This window comes from Streptomyces sp. NPDC057428, assembly GCF_042803195.1.
Taxonomy (GTDB): Bacteria; Actinomycetota; Actinomycetes; order Streptomycetales; family Streptomycetaceae; genus Streptomyces.
Genome location: NZ_JBHVCT010000003.1, coordinates 1 through 18515, shown reverse-complemented (window position 1 = coordinate 18515; position 18515 = coordinate 1). Strand labels below are relative to the sequence as shown.

Sequence of the window (18515 nt, the reverse complement as noted above, 5' to 3'; positions counted from 1 at the left end):
GGCGGTACGGGGACCGACGATGTGCGGATTGCGTAACACGTCTGTGGAGTCCGTCACTCGGGGTGCGGGCCCGGGAGGGGCCAATCGCCCTGGCCAGGCGGTGAACTGCGGGTTTCCCAGGGGCGAGCAGCCGTAAACGTCCGTCTTGCGAGACGGTCACGGAGAGTGCGACCATCACACTGTCCCCCGCGTCGTCGCAAGGTAGGTCGTCTGTGTCTTCTGTGCCGCATGAAGCCAAGCCCCGGACCACAGCTGTCGTGCTGGCCGGCGGGACCGGTCAGCGCGTGGGACTGGCGATCCCCAAGCAGCTGCTGAAGATCGCCGGTAAGGCAGTCATCGAGCACACGCTCAGCATCTTCGAGAACGCCGAGGACATCGACGATGTCATCGTGCTGATGGCGCCGGGCTTCGTGCCGGAGGTCGAGAAGATCGTCGCGAAGGCCGGCCTGACCAAGGTCAGCAAGATCATCGAGGGTGGCAGCACCCGGAACGAGACCACCGAGCGCGCCATCAAGGCCCTCGGTGAAGGGCTCGCGGAGGGCGAGGACCGCAACGTCCTCTTCCACGACGCGGTCCGTCCGCTGCTGTCGCAGCGCGTCATCAAGGACTGTGTCCAGGCCCTCGGCCGCTACCAGGCCGTCGATGTCGCCATTCCGTCCGCGGACACGATCATCGTCACCCGCACCCACGGCGAGGACGGCGAGTTCATCACCGAGGTCCCGGACCGTTCCCGGCTGCGCCGCGGTCAGACCCCGCAGGCGTTCAAGCTGTCCACGATCCGCAAGGCGTACGACGTCGCGGCCGGCGACCCGAACTTCCAGGCCACAGACGACTGTTCGGTTGTCCTGCGCTACCTCCCCGACGTGCCGATCTACGTCGTCGCGGGCGACGAGTACAACATGAAGGTGACGCAGCCGGTCGACGTCTTCATCACCGACAAGCTGTTCCAGCTCGCCTCCACCGCTGCCCCCCGCCAGGCCGACGAGGCCGCGTACCGTGAGCTGCTCTCGGGCAAGACCCTGGTCGTCTTCGGTGGTTCGTACGGCATCGGCGCCGACATCGGCAGGCTGGCCGAGCAGTACGGTGCCAAGGTGTACGCGCTGGGCCGCTCCACCACCGGCACGCACGTGGAGAACCCGGAACACATCGACGACGCGCTGTCCAAGGCCTACGCGGAGACCGGCCGCATCGACTACGTCATCAACACCGCGGGCGTCCTGCGCATCGGCAAGCTGGCCGAGACGGACAACACGACGATCCAGGAAGCACTGAACGTCAATTACCTGGCCCCCGTGCAGATCGCGCGCGCGTCGTACAAGTACCTGGCGGAGACCAAGGGCCAGCTGTTGCTCTACACCTCCAGCAGCTACACCCGGGGCCGCGCCGAGTACAGCCTCTACTCCTCCACCAAGGCCGCGATGGTGAACCTCACGCAGGCACTCGCCGACGAGTGGGCCGGCGACGGCGTCAGGGTGAACTGTGTGAACCCGGAGCGCACCGCGACCCCCATGCGCACCAAGGCGTTCGGCCAGGAGCCGGAGGGCTCGCTGCTCTCCTCCGAGGCCGTGGCGCGCACGTCGCTCGACGTGCTTCTGTCCGCGATGACGGGCCACGTCATCGACGTACGGCAGCAGGACCCGACGGCTGACGTTTCCGAGGCGTCGGGGTTCGAGCAGGCGCTGGCCTCGGTTCTGGACCGTCAGGAAGATGTGTAATAATTCTTGACAAATGGACTTTTACGGGCCTCTGTACACGCCGAACGGCGTGTACAGAGGCCCGACTGCGTGAAGCCGCACCTTCACAATTCCCTCTATACGTGAAACAACCGGCACCCCCTGGAGCAGGTTCTTCGTGATTTCGACAGCCATTCGCCTGGCCCGTGTGGGCAGCCGGTCAGAACTGGCGGCGGCAATACTGATGACGCTGGGTTATCCCTGCGTCATGATCGCCGCGCTTCTCCCCGATATCTGGTTCTTCGCGGCGGCCACGGCGGTCACGTACCTCGCTGACTGGTTCCTCCACCAGCGCGGCAGCTATCTCGTCAACCGGCTCAGCAAGGTGCGGGCGGGGCTGCCCATCCGCTTCCTCCTCCGCCAGCTGATGATCCTCCTCCTGCTGGCCCGGCTGGACCTCGCCGAGGAACCGCTCTACTACGCGGCGGTCGCCTGCTTCCTGGTCTTCTACGGACTGCAGGCCCCGCACGGCGCGTTGACGGCACTCATCCGGCTGCGCCGCAGCCTGCCGATCGTCACCCGCAACGTCGACCTGCACGCCGTCCGCATCCCCGACGCTCCGCCGCGCGCCCTGCTGCACCGCTCCAGCGAGAAGATGCTGCACCTCGACCTCCCCGCGGTGGTCGGTGTCCTGATCGCGGCCGGCACGGGCGAGGACGTCGTCGGATATGTCGGTGCCGGTGTCACGCTGCTGCTCGCAGGCCTCTACACCCTCCTGCTCGTCCCCTATCTGAGGAAGAAGCGGCTGGTCCCCTCCGCCCCCGCGGTGATGAAGGCCCTCGACACCTGGCTGGGCGAGTACCAGCCGACGGTCGTGCTCTACTTCTCCGGTTCCGTCGAGTCCGCCTACCAGGGCAACATGTGGCTCGACACCATGGCCGCCGTCGAGGGGCGTCCGCTGATCGTCATGCGCGAGCGCAACCTCGTCGCGCAGCTCGCGGAGACGTCCGTACCCGTCGTGTGCGTACCGGGCGGCACCCACCTGATGAACCTGGACCTCTCCACGGTCCGGGTGTGCCTGTACCCGGCCAACGTCGGCAAGAACATCCACATGCTGCGCGTCCCGACCATGAAGCACGTCTTCATCGGCCACGGCGACAGCGACAAGCTGGCCAGCGTCAACCCGTACTCCAAGGTGTACGACGAGGTGTGGACGGCCGGCCGCGCGGGCCGCGACCGCTACGCCCTGGCCGACGTCGGTGTCCGCGACGAGGACATCGTCGAGGTCGGACGCCCCCAGCTCGCGCCCATCGAGAGTTGGACCGGCACCACGAAGAACCCCATCCCGACGGTGCTGTACGCCCCCACCTGGGAGGGCTGGGACGACAACCCCGGCAACACCTCGCTGCTGCTGGCCGGTGAGAACATCGTCCGTAGGCTGCTGAAGGCCGACAGCCCCGTCCGCGTCGTCTACAAGCCCCACCCCTTCACGGGCATCCGCAGCGCCAAGGCCAAGGCCGTGAACGCCCGGATCAAGGCGCTGATCAGCAAGGCCGCGCAGGAGCGCGCCGCCGACCCGCGCTGGGCGAAGGAGGCATCGGCCGCCGCTGCCGGGCAGCTCGCCGCCAAGGCGGAGCTTGCACGTATCGACGCCAGGCTGGCAGAGCTGGCGATGCCCGGCCGTGCCGGGGGCGACGAGTCGGAGGAGTCGCGGGTCTCGCTCGCCGACCCGGCCCGCCAGGCCGAGCTCGCCACCTTGCGGGCCGAGTGGAACGACGCCTACTGGCGCTCCTTCGGCTGGTGGGAGCATAAAACCGTGGCGGGCGCGCAGCCCAAGCTTTACGACTGCTTCAACCGGTCCGACGCCATGGTCTCGGACATCTCCAGCGTGGTCTCCGACTTCATCGCGAGCGGCAAGCCGTACGCGGTCACGGACTCGGCGAAGCTCGGAGTGGAGGAGTTCAAGCGCCAGAACACCGCCGTACGCGCCGCCGTCATCCTCTCCAACGGCGCGCAGGAGATCGACGAGCTGCTGGGCGCCGTCGCCGACCCGGCGGCCGACGTGCTGGCCGAGGCCCGTCATGAGCTGAAGAGCTACCTGCTGGGGCCGGACGAGCCGACCTCGATGGAGCAGTTCAATGCCGCTGTGCACGCACTCGCGGCAAAGGCCGAGGCTCGCAACGCGGGTGTCGCGCAGCGAATGGGCGAGCAGCAGGCCGCGCCTCTGCCGGACCCCGAGGCGCAGTCCAGCGGCGTCGGTGACGGGGCGGCGGAGATCGTCGCCCAGGCCGAGGCGGCCGTCGACCCCGATGTAGCGGCCGGCCAGGAGGCCGACGCGGAAATAGGTGCGGGGCCGTCGGCGGTCCACTGACCACTGGCCACAGGGTCATGCCCCGCGGTGAAGGGTGGCAGCCGGGTGTGATCCGATTGCCATCCAGTCGTTCGAAGAACCTCCGGTTGCCGACACAACCTCCACGACGGCCCGTCCGTCTCCTCCTCGGGGAGGGGAACGTACGGGCCGTTCTGCGTGTCCGTGCATGGAACGAGTCGTATATTGGCGTTCTATCATTTCTTCTGACAAGTGCCGATCTGTACGAATCGGAGAGAGATGACCAGCAGCGCACCAGGTGGCGACGCGCCGGATGTCACCGTCATCATCGGCGCCTACGAGGCGATGCCGTATCTGGTCCGCTGCCTCGAGTCCGTCGAGGCCCAGACCCTTCCGGCCGGGCGCATCGAGATCGTCGCCGTCGACGACGGGTCCACGGACGGCACGGGGGAGTACCTGGAGGAGTTCGCCGCCCGTACCGCGATCGACATGCGTGTCATCCGCCAGAAGAACTCCGGCGGCCCCAGCGGCCCCCGCAACGTCGGCCTCGGGCTCGCTCGCGGCCGGTACGTCTTCTTCCTCGATGCGGACGACTACTTCGGTGAGGAAGCCCTGGAGCGAATGGTCGCCATGGGCGACCGTGCCGGTACGGACGTGGTGCTGGGCAAGGTCGTCGGCGTCAACCGCGGGGCGGCGAAGTCCATGTGGAAGGAGACCGTCGAGCGGGCCGACCTCTACTCCTCCAACATCAAGTTCACCCTCAGCGCCCAGAAACTGTTCCGACGCGACCTTCTCGTACGGCTCGGGATGCGCTTCGACGAGGGCCTGAAGACGGGTGAGGACGCGCTCTTCACCATGGAGGCGTATCTGCGGGGCGACGGCGTCTCCGTCGTGGCCGACTACACCTGCTATTACCTGGTGGGCCGGGACGACGGCAAGCACGTCACGAAGAGCGGTAGCTACCGGCTGCGCTTCGACTCTGCGCGGGCGCTCATGGGGCTCATCGCCGCACACGTCCCACCGGGTCCGAAGCGGGACGCCCTGATGGTCCGCCCCTTCGTCATCACCCTGCTGCCGCAGTTCGGTCCCGGGCTGCTGCGGCAGTCCGAGAAGGTGCGGCAGGAGAAGATGAAACTGGCCGCACCGCTGGTGGAGGCCTACTCGTCACCAGGAATGGCCCGGCGCCTCAAGGTCCAGGAACGGCTCCGTCTGCTCTGCCTGGAGAACGGCAGGCTCGACCTGCTGCTGGACATCCTGGAGTTCGTGAGGGACAAGAAGAAGCCGAGAACGGTCCGTAAGGGTCTCCGCGGCCGGCTTTACCTGGTCTATCCGCACTTCGGCGAGGAACTGCCGTACTCCGCGTACGAGCTGACCGTGCCCGAGTGGATCGGCGGTAAACGGATCGACGTCCCGGGGCGCCAGTCCACCGCCGCCTTCGCGCGCCGCCTGGTCAACAAGGTGCGCAGGACGGCCCGGGCCGTCCTGCGCACCCCGAGGCGGTCCCACGAGGTCTGAGGCGACGCGAGGTCGCGGCGGTGGACGTACTCCCTACTGTTCGGGGCGCAGCAGCCGCCTGACCGGGCGCCCCACGACGCGACGGGCGCGCCGGTAGGCCGACGGCCATGCCGGTTCTGCTTCGCTCGCCTGCACCTTGAAGCTGACGTGGCCTGGCTTCGCATCGAGCTGGCTGCGCAGCGCGACGTTCTGCGCGGCCAGTTCGTCCATCCGGCTCTGCATGAAGCTGAAGCGGCTGCTCATCGAATCGGGATCGGTGTCGGTCCACGGCCGCACGGCGGCCGGCAGAGCGCGCTTGGCGAGCAGAGCGTCGAACGCCTTGCCCCCGTCGCCGTGGTGGAAGGTGTTCTCCAGGCCGTTCTTCTCCATGAAGCCGGTGAACCGGAGGAACCGCTCCTTGTGGCCGTTCACCAGGTCGCCGAAGTCGGCCGCCTCGTACAGCTCGGCGGGATCGATGTTCTTCGGCGTCTCGGAGATCTTGCGGTGCGGGATGCCGAAGTACCGGCAGAGCTCCAAGGTCCGCGAGTCACTGCACAGCACGGTGCTCGGGACTCCGGCCAGCAGTGCCGCGATGTTGCCGTGAATGCGGGAGCCGAACGAGAAGTCGAACGCGCGTAGCTCCTCGATCCAGGTGGCCGGGTCGATGTAGAGCCGGACCTTGCCCTCGCGGTACATCGGGTGGGACGGGTGGGTCGGCATCGAGGTCTGGGCGCCGATCGGGTTCGACGTCTCCCGCCAGTGGAGCAGCTGGGCCTCGAGGAGGTTCTGGCCGACGAACCGGAGATGCGGGTAGCGCTCGTGGGCCTGCCGGATGATGGCGTCGAGGCCGTGGGACCGAACCGCGCTGTGCGAGCCGTTCACGGAGATGCGGGATTCCGCGCTGAGTGACTCGGACTTCTTCTCGACTGTGAACGTCTCGCCGTTCATGAACATGGAGGGGCAGCCGATGACCTCGACGTCCCGGAAGCCCATGTTCTTCAGGTACTGCTCGGTGAACTCCCCCCGCACGCCGATGGACGCGCTGCGGTTGAGCACCTCGGTGACGAATGCCCTGACCGTCGGCTCCATGGGCTTCAGCCGGGCCGCGTCGTACTTCAGGTCCGCCTGCGCGCCGACACCCAGGACGACGACGGGGATGCGCAGCTTCTTGATCAGCTGCGTCATCCGCTTCAGAGGCCGCTCGAAGGTCGGACGGAACGCGTTCGCCAGAGGCACGACGAATACGTCGAACTCCTCGTTTATGCGTTCGGCCGCCGACGGATCCGTCCGGATGCCGTTGGAGAAGACTTCCGCCCGGGGAGTCGTCAGGATCTTGTGCGACGCGTCGCTGAAGATCAGGTTGCCCGTATTGGTGGCGAAGACATCTCTGTGGAGCGATTGTTCGAGTGTGTCCACATCGAATGGACTTTTGCCCGATCGGAGAAGAATGCGTCGCTGGCTGGTGGGTTCATCAGTCACCTGATGAGGGTAGCCCGATGAACGCCCCGTGGAGATTGCGTAAATGACTCCATTCGGGGGCATGCCGGAACGACGGCTGGAGTGGCGCACCCGTATTGCGGTCTCTGTGCTGCGTCAGCAGTTGAGACGGCTCGGTGCGGGTCGTGCCCCTCGCGTAGATTGAGGGGAACCGCGCAGGACGACGTGATGGGGACGGGCGTACGTGTCAGGGGCAAGGGATTCCGAAGGCGCACTCGGCGCACCCCCGGAAGGCGACGCCGGGCTCAGGCCGGACGTGACCGGTGCCCGCAGGATCGTCGTCAAGGTGGGGTCCTCCTCGCTGACCACCGCCGCGGGAGGCCTCGACGCCGACCGGGTCGACGCACTGGTCGACGCGCTCGCCAAGGTCAGGAGCGGTGGGGAACGAGAGATCGTCCTCGTCTCCAGCGGCGCCATCGCGGCGGGGCTCGCTCCCCTCGGACTCGTCCGCCGGCCCAAGGACCTGGCGCGCCAACAGGCCGCCGCCAGCGTCGGCCAGGGGCTGCTCGTGGCGCGCTACACCGCCTCCTTCGCCCGCTACGGCGTCCGGGTGGGCCAGGTGCTGCTCACCTCCGACGACACCAGCCGGCGGGCGCACTACCGCAACGCCTACAGCACGCTCGACCAGCTCCTCGAGATGGGCGCCCTCCCCGTCGTCAACGAGAACGACACGGTGGCCACGGACGAGATCCGGTTCGGTGACAACGACCGGCTCGCCGCCCTCGTCGCCCATCTCGTGCACGCGGATCTCCTCGTCCTGCTCTCCGATGTGGACGGTCTCTACAACGGGGACCCGAGCACGCCCGGTACGGCCCGCATCGCCGAGGTGAGCGGCCCCGCCGATCTGGAGGGCGTCGTCATCGGCAGTGCGGGCAAGGCGGGCGTCGGCACCGGGGGGATGGTCACCAAGGTCGAAGCCGCCCGCATCGCGACGGCCGCCGGGATTCCGGTGGTCCTCACGTCCGCCAGCCGGGTGGCGGACGCCCTCTCGGGGCGGGACACAGGCACGCACTTCCACCGCACGGGACGCCGCTCGGCCGACCGGCTCCTCTGGCTGGCCCACGCCTCGACGCCCCGGGGCGCCCTGACCCTCGACGCTGGGGCGGTCCGTGCCGTCGTCGAGCGCCGTACGTCCCTGCTGCCCGCCGGGATCAGTGCGGTGGAGGGCGAGTTCTCCGCCGGCGACCCGGTCGAGCTGCGGGACCCCGCCGGCCACGCGGTCGCCCGCGGACTCGTCAACTTCGACGCCAAGGAGATCCCGCAGCTTCTCGGCAGGTCCACCCGCGACCTCGCGCGTGAACTCGGGCCCGCCTACGAGCGGGAGGTCGTACACAGGGACGATCTCGTCGTCCTCACGCCCCACCCGGGCCCCCGAAACGGCTGAAAGTCCGGCCTTCGGGAAGAGACCTTCACGAAAACCGCCCCACACCCCGCTCCGGACTGGTCAACTTTGTCACGGGGACACAAAGGGGTCAGCACAGCTACACATTCACAGGAGGCCGCCGGTGAGACGAGCGCGCCCGGGGGCGCTCCCCCGCGGGACGGGCAGCCGCGCCCTGACCAGCGTCGGAGCGGGGGCCGACTTCGTCGACGCCCCCGACGACCAGACGCTCGAGCAGGAACCGGTGGGGACGGACGAGGAACAGATCCGTTCCAGGCTGTGGCACATCACCCTCAGTGTCTCCGGCAGCGAGACGCCGCTGAGCGAGGTCAGGCGCGGACTGGAGCAGCTGGCGCACGATCACCCCTTTCTGCTGACCAGCCGCTATGCCAACGACCACGCCGAGATCCGCTACTGGGAAGAGGCCCGCGACCTGCACGACGCGGCGGCCGTGGCACTGCGGCTGTGGGGGGAACACCGCTCCAGCGCCAAGCTGCCACCCTGGGAGATCGTCGGCCTCGAGGTCATCGACCGGCAGACGTACCACCTGCGCATCGCCGAGGGCTACGGCCCGCCACCAGCGGCCCCGGTCGGGGTGCACCCGTACTGACCGGGCGTACCGGACCGGGTGCACAGGCGCCGACGCACCTGTCTCGCATCACGGGATACGTGACGGATGCCCGCAGTGTGCGCACTACCCTGCGGGCATGACCACGCTTTCGCCGTACGACAACATGTCCCCGGTCGCCCAGGCCGCCTACCGGGCTCGCGCCGCCGCCGACGACATCGCGCCACTCCCGCGCGCGGCGAAGGACGACGCCCTGCTGGCGATCGCGGACGCGCTCGAGGTACGCACCGGCGAGATCATCGAGGCCAACGCCGAGGACGTCGAGCGGGCCAGGGAAGCCGGGACGAGCGAGTCCGTCGTCGACCGGCTCACGCTCACGCCGGAGCGAATTCGCGCCATCGCCGCGGACGCCCGTGACGTGGCGGCCCTGCCCGACCCGGTGGGCGAAGTGGTCCGCGGCTCCACCCTCCCCAACGGCATCGACCTGCGCCAGGTCCGGGTACCGCTGGGAGTGGTCGGCATCATCTACGAGGCCCGTCCCAACGTGACGGTCGACGCCGCCGCTCTCTGCCTCAAGTCGGGCAACGCGGTGCTGCTGCGCGGCTCGTCGTCGGCGTACGCCTCCAACACCGCCCTCGTGCGGGTCCTCCGTGACGCGGTCGGCGGCTCCGGTCTTCCGGCGGACGCGGTGCAGCTCGTGCCGGGGGAGAACCGCGACTCGGTGCGGGAACTGATGCGGGCCCGCGGCCTGGTCGACGTGCTGATCCCGCGAGGCGGCGCCTCCCTCATCCGTACGGTCGTGGAGGAGTCGACGGTCCCGGTCATCGAGACCGGCACCGGAAACTGCCACGTGTACGTGGACGCGCAGACCGATCTCGGCATGGCCGTCGAGATCCTCGTCAACTCCAAGGCGCAGCGCCCGAGCGTCTGCAACGCCGCCGAGACCCTCCTGGTCCACAAGGACGTCGCCGCGGAGTTCCTGCCCCTGGCCCTCGACGCCCTGGCCGACGCCGGTGTGACGGTGCACGGCGACGAGCGGGTCCTGTCGTACGCCGAGGGGTCGAAGGCGACGGTGGTGGCGGCGACACCCGAGGACTGGGAGACCGAGTACCTCTCGTACGACATCGCGGCCGCTGTCGTGGAGTCGCTGGAGGGAGCCGTGGCGCACATCAGGCTCTGGTCCTCCGGCCACACGGAGGCGATCGTCACCACCTCGCAGGCCGCGGCCCGCCGCTTCACCCAGCTGGTCGATTCCACGACGGTCGCCGTGAACGCGTCCACGCGGTTCACCGACGGCGGCCAGTTCGGCTTCGGGGCCGAGATCGGCATCTCCACCCAGAAGCTCCACGCCCGGGGCCCGATGGGACTCCCGGAGCTGACGTCGACGAAGTACATCGTCACCGGGGACGGTCACATCCGTTAGCAGCGCGGCCTCGGCGGTGCGGGCGATTTTGTGCGCTCTCTGCCCGAATCGCCCTGCCGGGGGCTAGGCTGATTCCGTGCCGGACGACGTGGGGGGCAGGCCGTTCCAGGACGGCTGGGAGCCCGACGACGACCGCGGGGGCGCGGACGAGGACTTCGCCTCCGTGGTGTTCGACGAGGACTTCGTGCGGTCCGCCGAGATCCACGAACCCAGCGCGGTGGAGCGCCTCCTCGCCGCCGCGGAGGCCCGCGCCGAGGCCGAGGCGAGCAGGGCACGCTCACGTCGCGGGGCCCTCGACGACGACCTCTACGAGGACGGCTACGGGCCGGACGGCGGGTACGGCCGCGAGAGGGCTCCTGGCGGCTTCTGGGACCCCGACGACCCTGACGGTGCCCGCGGAGATACCGACGGCCCCTACGGGCCTCATGGCGGTGCTCTGCGGCCTTACCGAGGCACAGCACGCTGGCACCGGCCGATCGCCTGGCTGCTCGCCGTGCTCATAGGCATCGGGATGATCGCGCTGGCCTTCAGCGCCATCTACCGCGGCGCGGCGAACAACCGGCAGGACCAGGTGCCTCCGCCCGCCACGAGTGGCGTGGACAAGCCGGGCCCGGCCCCCTCGCTCTCTGCCGAGCACTCCCGCCCGGCCGTCTCCGTGGTCCCGCGCTCCCGCTGAGCCGACCAGCTCCCCGTGCAGCCGTCCCTGCCCCACGGCTGTCCAGCGGTCGGACCTCAACGCGCCCGGCCGGACGCAACGCGTCGAGGCCTCCCGGGACGCTCGGTGCCTCGGGAGCCGCGCACGGTGCCCAGGAGCGCAAGGAGCCGAAGGCCCGGGCACGGCACCGCAGGCCGGCGGGGCAACCCGAATGGAGCAACGGCGGCGTGTGCGTCGGCGCGAGAACGGCCGCCGTGAGGCCGACTCGCCCCCAGTCGCCCGATGCGCCCTCGGCTCCGTGAGCACGCACGGTCAGCGGGCACACTGCGGGGCCGGGCGGCCACACGGTCCAGGCGCGGGCCCAGGCTCTTCGGGCACATGGCGGCTCACGCAAGCTCCGAGCGCAGGAGTGAGTGGACCGCCGGGCCCGTCCGTACGTACCCCCCGCCCGCGCATTCCACATCCGCCGGGGCACGTTTCCCCGGTGCGCGGGCGCCTGGCAATGGTGAGTGACACCCGTCCGGACGCAGTACACCGGCGCGGAGGGGGACCCGGCCGGCGGGGCGGTGCGGGGCGGCCGGCCCGCGTCACGGCCGGGCTTCCGACTGCGCTCCCACCTGCTGGGCGTTTACCGTGATGACGATCGACCCAATCTGAAGGTACGACCTTGTGACCCCTCCTCCCGTCCCCGTCTCCGGGGAGAGGGTCAGATGCCGCACCCGTGACGGACAGGTCCGCAGACAGCCGCCTGGCTGAGACGGATCCCAGCGCCCGCGCTCACCGGTGGCGCGCGGAGATCGGGAGGAGTCATGGCAGGCCGCGGAGATCCGCCGGAAGAGACGCCCGAGAACCCTTCGGGCGGGGAGGACGAGTACCGCTCTCTCGTCTTCGACGAATCGTTTGTGCGCGCCGCCCGGCTGCAGGAGTTCTCCGCCAGGGAACGCATGGGCGAACCGGCCCGCGCCGTGCGCTCCCGCCCTGGCAGGGCGGCCCGCCGACACCGCTCCAGAGCCGGCATAGTCCTCGTCGTGCTGATCGCCCTGGCGTTCGCCACAGCCGTCTACATGGGCTTCCGCAATCCCTATCCGGCCCCCGTCGGCAGGCGTGCCGAACCGCTGCAGACGACCGTCGTCCCGCTCGCCCCCCAGGGATCCGTTCCGGCGGGAACGCCGGAGTCGCTCCTGGACGACGGCCCGGCCGCGGGGTTCCGCGCCGGTGCCTCCGGCATCAACCTTCCGGCCGTACGGAGGACCAAGAACTTCTCGGACAGCCAGGTGACCATGGCCCTGACCACGGTCAAGGACTACCTGGTGGCATCCGCACTCGACCCCGACGTGCTCACCGGAGGAGTCGTCCGGCCGGTCGGACGACTCCTCGATCCGGACCAGACGGCCCAGTTCGACCAGAGCGTGGGCTCACCGGTCGCCGACGGCAAGCACCTGGCGACCGGCTGGCTGGTGCGGTTCGACCCGGCCGAGGTGGAACTGGCCGATCCCGAGATCCGGGTCCAGGGCACCTTCACCTACGCGGAGGCGGGGGCGGACACCCTGGAGGTGGTGTCCGACCACACCTTCACGTACACACTGCGCCCCGCCGCAGCCGGCCCCCACCGGGCCGACGGGGCCTCGCTGTTCACCGTGCGCCGCGTGCTGCGCTTCCTCCTCGACCGCGAGGACATCCGGCTCCACCGGCTGGAGGTGCGCAGCGCCTACGTCCAGGCCGGACCTCAGTCATGCTCCGCCGCTGTGGCAGGTGTCCTGCGCCCGCTGCTCGCGGGCGAGCGGGCGGACACCCGGGGCCCCGCCGGCACCGATCCCTACGCCACAGGGGTGCCCACGGGCGCCCTCTGCGGCACTCTGGCGGTCAGCCCCCGGACCCCGGCCCCTCCTCGGGGTCCGGGCGCCGCCAAGTCCCCTCCGAGCCCTCCGTAGCGTCCGCGCCGGTCGTGGTGTCCGAGGCGGACGCGCCGCCCTTGCCGGCGGCGCCGCCGCCTGCCGCGCTGCCACCGCTCGCCCCTGTGAATCTGTCCCGGAGCTTACCCCCGAGGTCGCCGGCGCCACCCGCGATGTCACCGACGAGCTTCATCAGCGGGTCCTTGCTCGTGCGCACCGTGTCCGCGTAGTGGGCGGCGGACTCCCGGAAGGAGTCCGTCACCGAGGTGTCCTTGTCCTCGTCCCGCCTTGGGTAGTGGCCGTCCATGAGGCGCTGGTAGTCCCGCGACTCCGACCACTTCTTCAGCTCGGCGGCACGCACCGTGGTGAACGGATGCGTCCGGGGCAGCACATTGAGGATCTTGAGCACGGAGTCACGGAGATCTCCGCCCTTCTCGTACTCGTCGGCCTGGGCGAGGAAGGCGTCCACATTCATCTCATGGAGGTGGTTGCCACCCGCGATCTTCATCAGGCCGCGCATCGACGCACGCAGATCCTGGCCCACCAGCAGTCCGGCCCGGTCGGCAGACAGCTCCGACTTGCGGAACCACTCGCGCAACGCGGTCACGAGGGCCATGATCGCGACGTTGCCCAGGGGGATCCACGCGACCTTGAGCGCGAGACCGGTGAGGAAGAGCAATATCGTGCGGTACACCGCATGACCAGAGAGGGCGTGGCCCGTCTCGTGCCCCACGACGGCCCGCATCTCCTCCTCGTCGAGCAGTTCCACCAGCCCTGTCGTCACCACGATGATCGGCTCGTCGAGGCCGATGCACATGGCGTTGGGCTTCGGGTCCTGGGTGACGTACATCGGCGGGACCTTCTTCAGGTCCAGGATGTAACAGGCGTCCCGCAGCATGTCGTTGAGATGGGCGAACTGCGCGTCACTCACCCGGACGGAGTCCGACAGGAAGAGCAGTCGCAGGCTGCGCTCGGGCAACAGGCCGCTGAGCGCCTTGAACACGGTGTCGAAGCCGCTCAGCTTCCGCAGTGCCACCAGGGCCGAGCGGTCCGCCGGGTGCTCGTACGCCCGGGACGAGATGCCCGGGAATCGCTTGCGCTGCCTGCTCGGCACGCTCTCGTGGCCGGTGTCGGTCATGGATGCCCCCTGTTCGTACGAGACGTCGCTCGTCCCCCTGACAAAAGCCAGCGTATGCGCTGGCGCTACGGTGTGCGGGGGGCTGTGGATAACTTTGAGGAGCGCCCGAAATGCCGCGTACCGCCGTACTGCTCGCCGCCGTCTCCGAGGACCAGGGACCGGGCGACACGCTCCGCGTCGTGCTCCTCGTCGCGCTCGTGGGAGCCGCCCTGCTCGGCTGGTTCCTGCTGCGCGGATACCGCAACGACGACAACAACGACTGAGTCGGCGTGAGCGTGCCCGCCACGCCCGCATACGATGTGCGCGACGTCTCCCTCCAGATCCCCGATGGATAGGTCCTGCAGAAGATGAGCCTCACGAGCACCGCGCACCAGCTGGTCAACCTCGCCGCCGAAGGTGAGCAGGGTGGTAACCACGAAAGCCTCAGCCCGTACCTCACCGGAGGCGGCGCGCTCCTCGTGCTGCTGCTCCTGCTCTGGGTCACCACCCGCTTCAACCGGGACCGCTGAGGCGGAGGGCGAACAGCTGTGCCAGTAGGGTCTGCACGCATGGGAGAGCAGAAAGTGCCTACCGGGCGCGGCAAGCGCCGACTCGGCGTGATGGGCGGGACATTCGACCCGATCCATCACGGCCACCTCGTGGCGGCCAGTGAAGTGGCCGCCCATTTCGATCTGGACGAGGTCGTCTTCGTCCCGACGGGGCAGCCGTGGCAGAAGAGCCACAAGCAGGTGTCCCCGGCCGAGGACCGCTACCTCATGACGGTCATCGCCACAGCGTCCAACCCGCAGTTCTCGGTGAGCCGCAGTGACATCGACCGTGGCGGTCCGACGTACACGATCGATACGCTGCGGGATCTGTGCAGGGCCCACGGCGACGCGGACCTGTTCTTCATCACCGGCGCCGACGCCCTGTCCCAGATTCTCACCTGGCGGGACGCCGAAGAGCTGTTCTCGCTCTCCCACTTCATCGGTGTGACCCGTCCGGGCCACGTGCTGACGGACGACGGACTGCCCGAGGGCGGTGTCTCGCTGGTGGAGGTGCCCGCCCTGGCGATCTCGTCGACGGACTGCCGGGCGAGGGTCGCGCAAGGGGAGCCGGTCTGGTACCTGGTGCCGGACGGTGTCGTCCGCTACATCGACAAGCGCCAGCTGTACCGCGGCGAATGAGCCACGGAGAGGGGCACCTGTGACCGACCGCCAGAACCCGTACGACCCGTACTACCAGCAGCAGCCGCAGATCATCGGCTACGACGAGTACGGGCAGCCGGTCTACCAGCAGCAGGGGCAGCAGCAGTACGACCCGTACGCGCAACAGCAGACCCAGCAGACGCAGCAGACACAACAGGACGGGCAGTCCCAGCAGGGCTATGAGTACGCCCCGTACGCCGGTACGCAGCAGTACGACCCGTACGCGGCCCAGCCCACGCAGCAGCAGGGGCAGGCGGCCCAGCAGGGGTACGGCTACGAGGGCTACACCGGGTACGGCTACGACACCGGACAGCAACCCGTCGTGGATGACTCCACCCAGCAGTGGGCCGCCGCTGCCCCTGCCCCTCCTGCTCCGGCCCCCGCTACCGCCATCACCGCCGAGACGCCGGTGCCGGAGCAGCGGCGTGAGCCCGAGCCGCAGGCAGGCCCCGGCGTTCCCGGACCGCGCCGTGCCGACGGCGACTACCGCACCGAGCAGTTCTCCTTCATCGAAGAGCCCGACGAGAACTCCGAAGATGTCATCGACTGGCTGAAGTTCACCGAGAGCAGGAGCGAACGGCGCGAGGAGGCACGCCGGCGCGGGCACAACCGCATGGTCGCGCTCATAGTCGTCGTGGCTCTCGTGGTCGTCGGCGGGGCGGGATACCTCTGGTTCGCCGGGAAGATCCCGGGCGTCTCGGGCGAGGACGAACGGAGTGCCGCGGCGGCCGGCCCGCAGAAGAGGGACGTCATAGTCGTCCACCTGCACAACACCAAGAAGGGCGGTACCTCCACGGCGCTGCTCGTCGACAACGTCACCACCGGGCAGGGCACCACCGTCCTTCTGCCCAACTCTCTCGCGGTGGCCGGGGACGACGGTTCCACCACCACCCTCGGGAAGTCCGTCGACGACGACGGCTCCAGCGGAACCCGCGAGGCGATCGACACGCTGCTCGGCACCAGCATCAGCGGCACCTGGCGGCTCGACACGCCCTACCTCGAGAACCTCGTCGAGCTCGTGGGCAACATCGAGGTCGACACCGACACGGCGGTTCCCGCCGCCGAGAAGGGCGCTTCGCCGCTGGTGCGCAAGGGCGAGGGGCAGACCCTGAGCGGCCAGGCGGCCGTCGCGTACGCCACCTACCAGGCGCCGGGGGAGGCCGAGGCCAAGCAGCTCACGCGCTTCGGACAGGTCATGCGCGGCGTGCTGCGCAAGCTCTCGGAGGACCCCAAGGCAGCGACCGTCACGATCGAGACGCTCGCGCAGATCCTCGACCCGTCCCTGCCGGAGCAGGACCTGGGGGCCTCGCTGGCGAAGCTCGCCGGGCACGCCAAGGTCGGTGACTACAAGACGGAGCTGCTCCCGGTCCAGGACGACGGCACCCTCACCGAGAGTGCCACCGAGAGCGTCGTCAAGGACGTCCTGGGCGGCAAGGTGAAGGCGCCGGACCAGGGTGCGGCGGTGCGCGTGGGGATCAAGAACGCCACGGGCAGCACCGCTGGTACCGAGAGCGCCAGGGTCCAGCTGGTCAACGGCGGCTATGCCTTCGTCGACGGCGGCAAGGCGGACACGGCGCCGTCGTCCACGGTGGTCTACGGGGCCGCGGAGGACAAGGCGAAGGCGATCGAGGTCGCGAAGACCCTCGGGCTGCCGGAGAGTGCCGCCGAGAAGGGCAAGCCCGCCGCCAACGCGGACGTCTCCGTGGTCCTCGGCCAGGACTACGAGATCCCGAAGCGGACGTCGTAAGGGCTGTCGGCGGTCCGTGAGACCCTAGAGGTTGATCTGACCGCCGACGAAAGCCTGCATGTGACCGCCACGGACCGCTCCATCGAGCTCATCACCGCCGCCGCCCAGGCGGCGGCCGACCGGCTCGCGCACGACATCATCGCCTACGACGTCAGTGACGTCCTGTCGATCACCGACGCCTTCCTTGTGGCCTCGGCTCCCAACGACCGCCAGGTCAAGTCGATCGTCGACGAGATCGAGGAGCGGCTGCAGAAGGAGCTCGGCGTCAAGCCGGTTCGCCGCGAGGGCGACCGCGACGCCCGCTGGATCCTGCTCGACTACGTCGACATCGTGATCCACGTCCAGCACAGCGAGGAGCGCGTGTTCTACGCGCTCGAGCGGCTGTGGAAGGACTGCCCCGAGATCGCCCTCCCCGAGGACGCGGTCAGGACGCGGGGCAAGGCTGAGGAGCACGCCCAGCTCAACGGCGGCACGGAAGGTGAGCAGAGCTGAACGGCAGCAGGAGCGGCAGGGGCCGCAGGATCGTCCTCTGGCGCCACGGCCAGACGGCGTGGAACCTGGAGCGGCGCTTCCAGGGGTCCACGGACATCGAGCTGACCGAGGCCGGCGTCGGGCAGGCCCGCCGGGCCGCCCGGCTGCTCGCCTCGCTGGGGCCGGACGCGATCGTGGCGTCCGACCTGAGCCGGGCCGCGGCCACGGCCGCCGAGCTCGCCTCGGTCACCGGCCTTGCCGTCGCACACGACTCCGCACTGCGCGAGACGTACGCGGGCGCCTGGCAGGGGCTCACGCACGAGGAGATCGTCGAGCGGTACGGCGATCAGTACGCGGCGTGGAAGCGCGGTGAGCCCGTGCGCCGGGGCGGTGGCGAGCTGGAGACCGAGGTGGCGGACAGAGCCGCCCCGGTCGTCCTGGAACACGTCCGCAAGCTGCCGGATGCGGGCACGCTCGTCGTCGTGAGTCACGGCGGCACGATCCGGACGACCATCGGCCGTCTGCTCGGACTCGAGTCCCACCACTGGGAAGGGCTCGGCGGGCTGTCCAACTGCTGCTGGTCCGTGCTGGGCGAAGGTGCGCGGGGCTGGCGTCTGCTCGAGCACAACGCCGGGACCCTCCCCGAACCGGTGCTCGGGGACGACGACTAGTGCCCCTCCCGGCAAGCTTTGCCCCGTCGCGCCGCCCAGCACGCACGCTCGCTGCGTTGGCCAAAAGCCCTGGTAGCTCCGCTACAAGGACTTCCGGCCGCCTTGCGATCGCACGCACCGGTCGACGCTCCTACCGGGCAAACATTGCCGGTCGCGGCACTAGTAGGGCTTTGTTAGCTACCCCGGTTGATCGTCGTCAGGTACGTTGTGATGTCCTGTCAGGTGTGACACCTGAGGAGATGGAGAGGGTCCGCCCGCGCCTGGAGGCGTTCGCGGTGGAGATGCTTGGTTCGCTGGCGCGTCGGGACCAGCGGGCCAAGGGCGAGCTGTATCTGCGTGGGCTGATGCTGGACGGTAAGCGCAAGTCGATGCAGCCGATGGCCGAGCGT

The 18515-nt window shown here is 69.4% G+C and carries 17 protein-coding genes; 15 read left to right on the top strand and 2 right to left on the bottom strand.

Annotated elements, in window-relative coordinates:
* Positions 1-257: 257 nt before the first annotated feature.
* The 3 genes from ACFU5K_RS01845 to ACFU5K_RS01835 all read left to right on the top strand — a co-directional run bounded on the left by ACFU5K_RS01845 (position 258) and on the right by ACFU5K_RS01835 (position 5517).
* Complete coding sequence (locus tag ACFU5K_RS01845) at positions 258-1715, top strand: SDR family NAD(P)-dependent oxidoreductase (RefSeq protein WP_384055655.1); 1458 nt, start codon at positions 258-260, stop codon at positions 1713-1715.
* Positions 1716-1941: 226 nt separating this feature from the next.
* Positions 1942-4044 (top strand): hypothetical protein, encoded by a 2103-nt coding sequence (locus tag ACFU5K_RS01840; protein WP_384055370.1) that lies wholly within the window; start codon positions 1942-1944, stop codon positions 4042-4044.
* Positions 4045-4281: 237 nt separating this feature from the next.
* Entirely contained in the window at positions 4282-5517 is a 1236-nt protein-coding gene (locus ACFU5K_RS01835) for a glycosyltransferase family 2 protein (RefSeq protein WP_384055367.1), read from the top strand.
* A 33-nt stretch (positions 5518-5550) separates the two neighbouring features.
* Here ACFU5K_RS01835 and ACFU5K_RS01830 read toward each other — a convergent pair whose 3' ends face one another.
* Positions 5551-6975, bottom strand: coding sequence for a polysaccharide pyruvyl transferase family protein (locus tag ACFU5K_RS01830; protein ID WP_384055365.1), 1425 nt, complete (start codon positions 6973-6975; stop codon positions 5551-5553).
* A 274-nt stretch (positions 6976-7249) separates the two neighbouring features.
* Between ACFU5K_RS01830 and proB the strand changes: the two genes are divergently transcribed.
* The 5 genes from proB to ACFU5K_RS01805 all read left to right on the top strand — a co-directional run bounded on the left by proB (position 7250) and on the right by ACFU5K_RS01805 (position 12951).
* Complete coding sequence (gene proB, locus ACFU5K_RS01825; RefSeq protein WP_384055652.1) at positions 7250-8377, top strand: glutamate 5-kinase; 1128 nt, start codon at positions 7250-7252, stop codon at positions 8375-8377.
* Between the two features lie 121 nt (positions 8378-8498).
* Positions 8499-8984 carry a hypothetical protein gene (locus ACFU5K_RS01820; RefSeq protein WP_384055362.1) on the top strand — a complete coding sequence of 162 codons (486 nt, stop codon included), beginning with the start codon at positions 8499-8501 and terminating at the stop codon, positions 8982-8984.
* A gap of 97 nt (positions 8985-9081) precedes the next feature.
* Positions 9082-10365 carry a glutamate-5-semialdehyde dehydrogenase gene (locus tag ACFU5K_RS01815; RefSeq protein WP_384055359.1) on the top strand — a complete coding sequence of 428 codons (1284 nt, stop codon included), beginning with the start codon at positions 9082-9084 and terminating at the stop codon, positions 10363-10365.
* A 76-nt stretch (positions 10366-10441) separates the two neighbouring features.
* Positions 10442-11041, top strand: coding sequence for a hypothetical protein (locus tag ACFU5K_RS01810; RefSeq protein ID WP_384055356.1), 600 nt, complete (start codon positions 10442-10444; stop codon positions 11039-11041).
* A gap of 788 nt (positions 11042-11829) precedes the next feature.
* Positions 11830-12951, top strand: coding sequence for a hypothetical protein (locus tag ACFU5K_RS01805; protein ID WP_384055353.1), 1122 nt, complete (start codon positions 11830-11832; stop codon positions 12949-12951).
* Here ACFU5K_RS01805 and ACFU5K_RS01800 read toward each other — a convergent pair.
* Positions 12884-14050: a M48 family metallopeptidase gene (locus tag ACFU5K_RS01800; RefSeq protein ID WP_384055351.1), complete on the bottom strand. Its 1167-nt coding sequence runs from the start codon at positions 14048-14050 to the stop codon at positions 12884-12886. The two genes, ACFU5K_RS01805 and ACFU5K_RS01800, sit on opposite strands and share 68 nt — an antisense overlap.
* Before the next feature lie 110 nt (positions 14051-14160).
* On the opposite strand from ACFU5K_RS01800, the gene ACFU5K_RS01795 reads away from it, so the two are divergent.
* The 7 genes from ACFU5K_RS01795 to ACFU5K_RS01765 all read left to right on the top strand — a co-directional run.
* Complete coding sequence (locus ACFU5K_RS01795) at positions 14161-14313, top strand: hypothetical protein (RefSeq protein ID WP_384055348.1); 153 nt, start codon at positions 14161-14163, stop codon at positions 14311-14313.
* A gap of 84 nt (positions 14314-14397) precedes the next feature.
* A complete protein-coding gene (locus ACFU5K_RS01790; RefSeq protein ID WP_384055345.1) occupies positions 14398-14559 on the top strand; it encodes a hypothetical protein in 162 nt (53 codons plus the stop codon).
* 39 nt (positions 14560-14598) lie between these two features.
* Positions 14599-15216 carry a nicotinate-nucleotide adenylyltransferase gene (nadD, locus tag ACFU5K_RS01785; protein ID WP_384055342.1) on the top strand — a complete coding sequence of 206 codons (618 nt, stop codon included), beginning with the start codon at positions 14599-14601 and terminating at the stop codon, positions 15214-15216.
* Between the two features lie 19 nt (positions 15217-15235).
* Entirely contained in the window at positions 15236-16984 is a 1749-nt protein-coding gene (locus ACFU5K_RS01780) for an LCP family protein (RefSeq protein WP_384055339.1), read from the top strand.
* A gap of 60 nt (positions 16985-17044) precedes the next feature.
* On the top strand, positions 17045-17476 hold the full coding sequence (gene rsfS, locus ACFU5K_RS01775; RefSeq protein ID WP_384055336.1) for a ribosome silencing factor: 432 nt from the start codon (positions 17045-17047) through the stop codon (positions 17474-17476).
* Entirely contained in the window at positions 17473-18126 is a 654-nt protein-coding gene (locus tag ACFU5K_RS01770) for a histidine phosphatase family protein (protein WP_384055649.1), read from the top strand. The genes rsfS and ACFU5K_RS01770 overlap by 4 nt, the downstream gene beginning before the upstream one ends.
* Before the next feature lie 239 nt (positions 18127-18365).
* Positions 18366-18515, top strand: a 150-nt coding sequence (locus ACFU5K_RS01765; RefSeq protein ID WP_384055646.1) for a transposase, incomplete at its 3' end; no start/stop codon positions are given.

What these genes read in the sequence shown, in the direction of transcription:
- ACFU5K_RS01795 (WP_384055348.1), top strand. Translation starts at nt 14,161, where the DNA reads ATGCCGCGTACCGCCGTACTGCTCGCCGCCGTCTCCGAGGACCAGGGA.
- ACFU5K_RS01835 (WP_384055367.1), top strand. Translation starts at nt 4,282, where the DNA reads ATGACCAGCAGCGCACCAGGTGGCGACGCGCCGGATGTCACCGTCATC.
- ACFU5K_RS01815 (WP_384055359.1), top strand. Translation starts at nt 9,082, where the DNA reads ATGACCACGCTTTCGCCGTACGACAACATGTCCCCGGTCGCCCAGGCC.
- ACFU5K_RS01805 (WP_384055353.1), top strand. Translation starts at nt 11,830, where the DNA reads ATGGCAGGCCGCGGAGATCCGCCGGAAGAGACGCCCGAGAACCCTTCG.
- ACFU5K_RS01840 (WP_384055370.1), top strand. Translation starts at nt 1,942, where the DNA reads ATGATCGCCGCGCTTCTCCCCGATATCTGGTTCTTCGCGGCGGCCACG.
- nadD (WP_384055342.1), top strand. Translation starts at nt 14,599, where the DNA reads ATGGGAGAGCAGAAAGTGCCTACCGGGCGCGGCAAGCGCCGACTCGGC.
- ACFU5K_RS01800 (WP_384055351.1), bottom strand. Translation starts at nt 14,050, where the DNA reads ATGACCGACACCGGCCACGAGAGCGTGCCGAGCAGGCAGCGCAAGCGA.
- ACFU5K_RS01790 (WP_384055345.1), top strand. Translation starts at nt 14,398, where the DNA reads ATGAGCCTCACGAGCACCGCGCACCAGCTGGTCAACCTCGCCGCCGAA.